Source organism: Neoroseomonas rubea (genome assembly GCF_016106015.1).
Classification (GTDB): Bacteria; Pseudomonadota; Alphaproteobacteria; order Acetobacterales; family Acetobacteraceae; genus Neoroseomonas; species Neoroseomonas rubea.
Genome location: NZ_JACADQ010000356.1, coordinates 1 through 4,260, shown reverse-complemented (window position 1 = coordinate 4,260; position 4,260 = coordinate 1). Strand labels below are relative to the sequence as shown.

At 71.1% G+C, this 4,260-nt stretch carries 5 protein-coding genes; 4 read left to right on the top strand and 1 reads right to left on the bottom strand.

The genetic code is table 11. The annotated features are described in order from the left end of the window. The first annotated feature begins 306 nt into the window (after positions 1 to 306). Positions 307 to 531 carry a hypothetical protein gene (locus HW577_RS21645; RefSeq protein WP_198378192.1) on the top strand — a complete coding sequence of 75 codons (225 nt, stop codon included), beginning with the start codon at positions 307 to 309 and terminating at the stop codon, positions 529 to 531. Between the two features lie 282 nt (positions 532 to 813). Further along, positions 814 to 1,218, top strand: a complete 405-nt coding sequence (locus HW577_RS21640) for a BLUF domain-containing protein (RefSeq protein ID WP_198378191.1) — start codon at positions 814 to 816, stop codon at positions 1,216 to 1,218. A 154-nt stretch (positions 1,219 to 1,372) separates the two neighbouring features. Here HW577_RS21640 and HW577_RS21635 read toward each other — a convergent pair whose 3' ends face one another. Continuing rightward, positions 1,373 to 2,494 carry a PQQ-dependent sugar dehydrogenase gene (locus tag HW577_RS21635; RefSeq protein ID WP_232475133.1) on the bottom strand — a complete coding sequence of 374 codons (1,122 nt, stop codon included), beginning with the start codon at positions 2,492 to 2,494 and terminating at the stop codon, positions 1,373 to 1,375. A gap of 100 nt (positions 2,495 to 2,594) precedes the next feature. Here HW577_RS21635 and HW577_RS21630 point away from each other — a divergent pair, with 100 nt between their 5' ends. Together HW577_RS21630 and HW577_RS21625 are read left to right on the top strand one after the other, a co-directional pair. Further along, on the top strand, positions 2,595 to 3,428 hold the full coding sequence (locus HW577_RS21630; RefSeq protein ID WP_198378190.1) for an SDR family NAD(P)-dependent oxidoreductase: 834 nt from the start codon (positions 2,595 to 2,597) through the stop codon (positions 3,426 to 3,428). 129 nt (positions 3,429 to 3,557) lie between these two features. After that, positions 3,558 to 4,019, top strand: coding sequence for an MmcB family DNA repair protein (locus tag HW577_RS21625; protein WP_198378189.1), 462 nt, complete (start codon positions 3,558 to 3,560; stop codon positions 4,017 to 4,019). The last annotated feature ends 241 nt before the right edge of the window (positions 4,020 to 4,260 follow it).

Genomic DNA, 4,260 nt, shown 5'->3' with positions numbered 1-4,260 from the left:
CTCGGCCGCGGCCATCTGTGCCGCGACCCGCGCGGCGCGCGGCCGTCGCGGCCGCCATGACGCTCGGCCGTCGCGCCGCCGCATCGCCGCGGAACGCCGTGACCATGCGGCGGAACAGGTTCACAACCGCCAGACGCAGGCCAGCACCCGGCCAAGCGCATCCAGGCTGCGCCACCCCACGGTCCGCCCATCGAAGGCCGCGCGCGTGGTGCCGCCGGCGCGGGCCGCGCACAATCGGTTCGCTGTGGACACGCGTCCGCAGGATTTTTCCTGCAACCTTCGCCGCCCTGATCCGTTGCACGCCGAATGGACAGGCTGCTCACCTATCGAATGGACGATACGCGCGTTCTTTTCGCCTATGGCGACAGGCGCGCGCATGTCCCGCGTGCCCAATGGCCGGCGCGCTGGTTTCTTGGCGACTTCCATCCCGATCTCGAATGCGCCATCCGCGAATGGTTCGACGCGACCGACAGCGCGAAGCCGGATGCGCTGGACATCGACGATGTCATCGAGCGGCTGTTCCGCATGTAGCGGCGGGTTGGCGTCCTCCTTGCTTCCTCAACCAGCCGCTGCGCGGCGCAAGCCCGCCATGCGGACGATGGGTGCCACTCGCGACCGGCGGAGGCGATGGACCAGCAACAGTCCCGCTGGAGGGAACAACGCGCGGTTCCGGCGGGGCGTTGGCGACCTGCTCGCGCAGCCGAGCGAGCACCACCACGCTGTCGGGGCCTAGGCCAGGCTCGCTGACCAGCGACGCTGGGCAACGGCGAGGAACCGGTCCATCCTTGGGCAACTCGAAAGGCTCTGCCGCCGATGCCCCTTTGCCAGCTCATCTACGCTTCGCGTCCTTTCGGCTTCAACGCCGAGATGCTCGACGACATCCTGGTTGCGGCACGTCGGAACAACGCTCGGAAAAGCATCACCGGCGCGCTCGTATGCCGCGCAGACCTGTTCCTGCAGATCCTGGAAGGCCCCCGACTCGCAGTCACCGAGACGTTCGGCCGCATCCTTCGTGACGACCGGCATATCGAGGTGGCGCTCCTGCATTGCGCCGATACCAGCGATCGTCTCTTTCCCTCCTGGACCATGCGCGACGACCCGCCGCAGTCCTGGATGTGGCCGCGTGAGGATGTGCGTCAGGGCGCCGCCGCCGAGACGACGACGGCACAGGCCGTGGAGATCTTCCGTCGCCTGTCATGCGAGCCGCGCGCCGAGTGAGTCCCTGTCGGAAGCCTTCGCCGGTCGCACGCGCCGGAGACGCGCCGTCCGGACGATCGAGGCCCCAAGTGACAAAGAAGGTTGAGGGGGGGGCGGGGGGAGAAGTTCCCTTCTCCCCCCGATGCCTCTCACCGTCGAGCGCCCGATTCGGCGCTCACGCCGGATCGAGCCGGAAGATCCGCCCCTGCCCCTCATCCGTCAGCAGGTAGATCCGCCCATCCGGCCCGACGATCACGTGCCGCATCCGCGCGAAGCCGGTCAGCAGCCGTTCCTCCCCCGTGACGCGGTCGCCATCGGTTGAAAGCCGCACCAGCCCCGGCGTGTTCAGCGCCGCGACGAACAGGCTGCGCCGCCACCCCGGAAAGGCTGAGCCGTCATAGAAGGCGATGCCGGAGGGGCTGATCGGCGGGTCGAAGACATGCAGCGGGTCGGTCAGGCCCTGCGCGCTCACCTCCCGCGAGATGCGCGGCCCCCAGTATTCCCGCCCGTGGCTGACGGTCGGCCAGCCGAAATTGGCGCCGCGGCGGAGGATGTTGATCTCGTCCCCCCCGCGCGGCCCGAATTCCGCTTCCCACAGGCTGCCCGTCCAGGGATTCAGCGCGAGGCCCTGCGGGTGCCGGTGGCCATAGGAGAAGATCTCGGGGCGGGCATCGGCGCGGCCGACGAAGGGATTGTCCGGCGGCACGCGCCCATCCCGCGTCAGGCGCAGCACCTTGCCGGCCAGGTCGTCGAGGCGCTGGGCGCGTGCGCGCTCGTTCCGCTCCCCGGTCGAGAGATAGAGGAACCCGTCCCGGTCGAAGGCGATGCGGCAGCCATAGTGCAGCCGCCCGCTGCGCTGCGCCGGCGTCGCGTCCAGCACGCGGCGCACGCCGACCAGCTGCGTCGAATCGGGGGAAAGCCGCGCGGTGATGAGCCGCGTCAGCGCGCCGCCTTCGACCGACGCCGCCTGGCAGAGGAACACGTCCCGCGTGCGGGCGAAGTCCGGCGCGAGCGCGACGTCGAGCAGCCCGCCCTGGCCGACCGCTTCCACCTGCGGCACGCCGCCGAGCGGCGCGGAGACCCGGCCATCGGCCGTCAGGCGGCGCAGCCGGCCCGGCCGTTCCGTCACCAGCATCGAGCCGTCGGGCAGGAACACGCCGCCCCAGGTGTTTTCCAGCCCCGTGGCGAAGGTGGTGACGCGGAAATTCGCCTGTTCGGAGCGGATGGGCGTGTCCTGCGCCGCGGCGGCGAGCGGCAGGGCGAGGAAGGGCAGGGCAAGGAGGGTGCGGCGCATCATGCCGCGACAGGTGGCCCTGCCCTGCGCGGCCTGCAACCGCGCGGGGGTTTCCGCGCCCCGCGCGCCGTTGCAGGCTGCACGCAACACCGGAGGGAACGCCATGCAGGACAGGACTCGCTTCGATGGCCAGGTCGCCATCGTCACCGGCGCGGGGTCGCGCGACTCAGGGACCGAGGCCACCACGGTCGGCAATGGCCGCGCCATCGCGACGCTGCTCGCGCGCCGCGGTGCCAAGGTGCTGCTGCTGGACGTGCAGCGCGGATGGCTGACGCGGACCGAGGAGATGATCCGCGCCGAGGGCGGCACCTGCGCGCCGTTCGTCGGCGATGTGTCCAAGGATGCCGATTGCGCGGCGGCGGTGGCCGAAGCCGTGCGGCTGTGGGGCCGGGTCGATGTGCTGGTGAACAACGTCGGCATCAGCGGCCCGCCCGGCGATGCGACGGCGCTCGACATCGAGGCCTGGGACCACGGCATGGCGGTGAACGTGAAGTCCGTGATGCTGATGGCGCGCCATGCGGTGCCGGAGATGCGCAAGCAGGGCGCGGGCGCGATCGTGAACCTCGCGTCCATCGCCGGGCTGCAGGGCGGGCATCCGGGCCTGCTGTATGCGACGACGAAGGGGGCCATCGTGCAGATGACGCGGGCGATGGCCGCGCATCATGGTGGCGACCTGGTGCGCGTGAACGCGGTCGCTCCCGGCTATGTCTACACGCCGATGGTCGCCTCGCGCGGCATGAGCGAGGAGCTGCGCCAGCAGCGCGCCAATGCGGGGCTGCTGAAGGTGGAAGGCACGGCCTGGGACGTGGCGGAGGCGGTGTGCTTCCTGGCATCCCAGTCGGCGCGCTGGATCACGGGCGTGACGCTGCCGGTGGATGCGGGAAGGTCGGCGGGGAATGTGGGGGCGACGCCGAAGCCGAGCGGGTTGAAGACGTAAGGCGGGGGGAAGGGAACTTCCCCCCGAGCCCCCCAACCTTCTTTGTCGTTCGGGAGTCCGTCGCCAGACTGACAAAGAAGGTTGAGGGGGGTACGGGGGGAGAAGTTCCCTTCTCCCCCCGTTCTTCCCATGGACGCCGCAACCCGCACCCTCGCCATCACCCGCGCCGCGCTTCGCTTCTGCCTGTTGCGCCGCTGGGCGCCGGTGGAGCAGGTGCCGCTGCCCGATGGCCGCCGCGCGGATGTGCTCGCGCTGTTGCCGGACGGCGGCTTCGTGATCCTCGAAGTGAAATCCGGCGCGCGGGATTTCCTGTGCGACCAGAAATGGGCCGACTACCGCGCCTGGTGCGACCGGCTGTTCTTCGCGGTCGATCTCGATTTTCCGCAGGACCTGCTGCCCGAGGATGTCGGCCTGGTGGTGGCCGATGACCGCGAGCCCGCCCTGCTGCGCGACGCGCCGGAGCATCGTCTGGCTCCGGCGCGCCGGCGGTCCCTGTTGCAGCGCCATGCGACGCTGGCGGCGCTGCGGCTGGCTGCGCTGACCGATCCCGCGGGAGCGGCCGAGATGCGCGCCGCGCTGCGGCTGGAATAGCCCCGGCCCGGGGCGCTTTCACCACGCGAAACACGCGGCGGATGGATCAGCGGCCCGCAGGGCCGAGGCCGCGAATGCCGCCCGCCCGGCGTCTGAGGCGCACGAAGGCGAAGCCTTCGTGCGCATGGTATCAGTAGCGGCGGTAGCGCGGCGCCGTCAGCGCGCCGACCGCGGCACCGCCCGCGCCGCCGATCGCAGCGCCCGCCAGCGGCGAACCGCCCGTCAGCGCCGCGATGCCGGC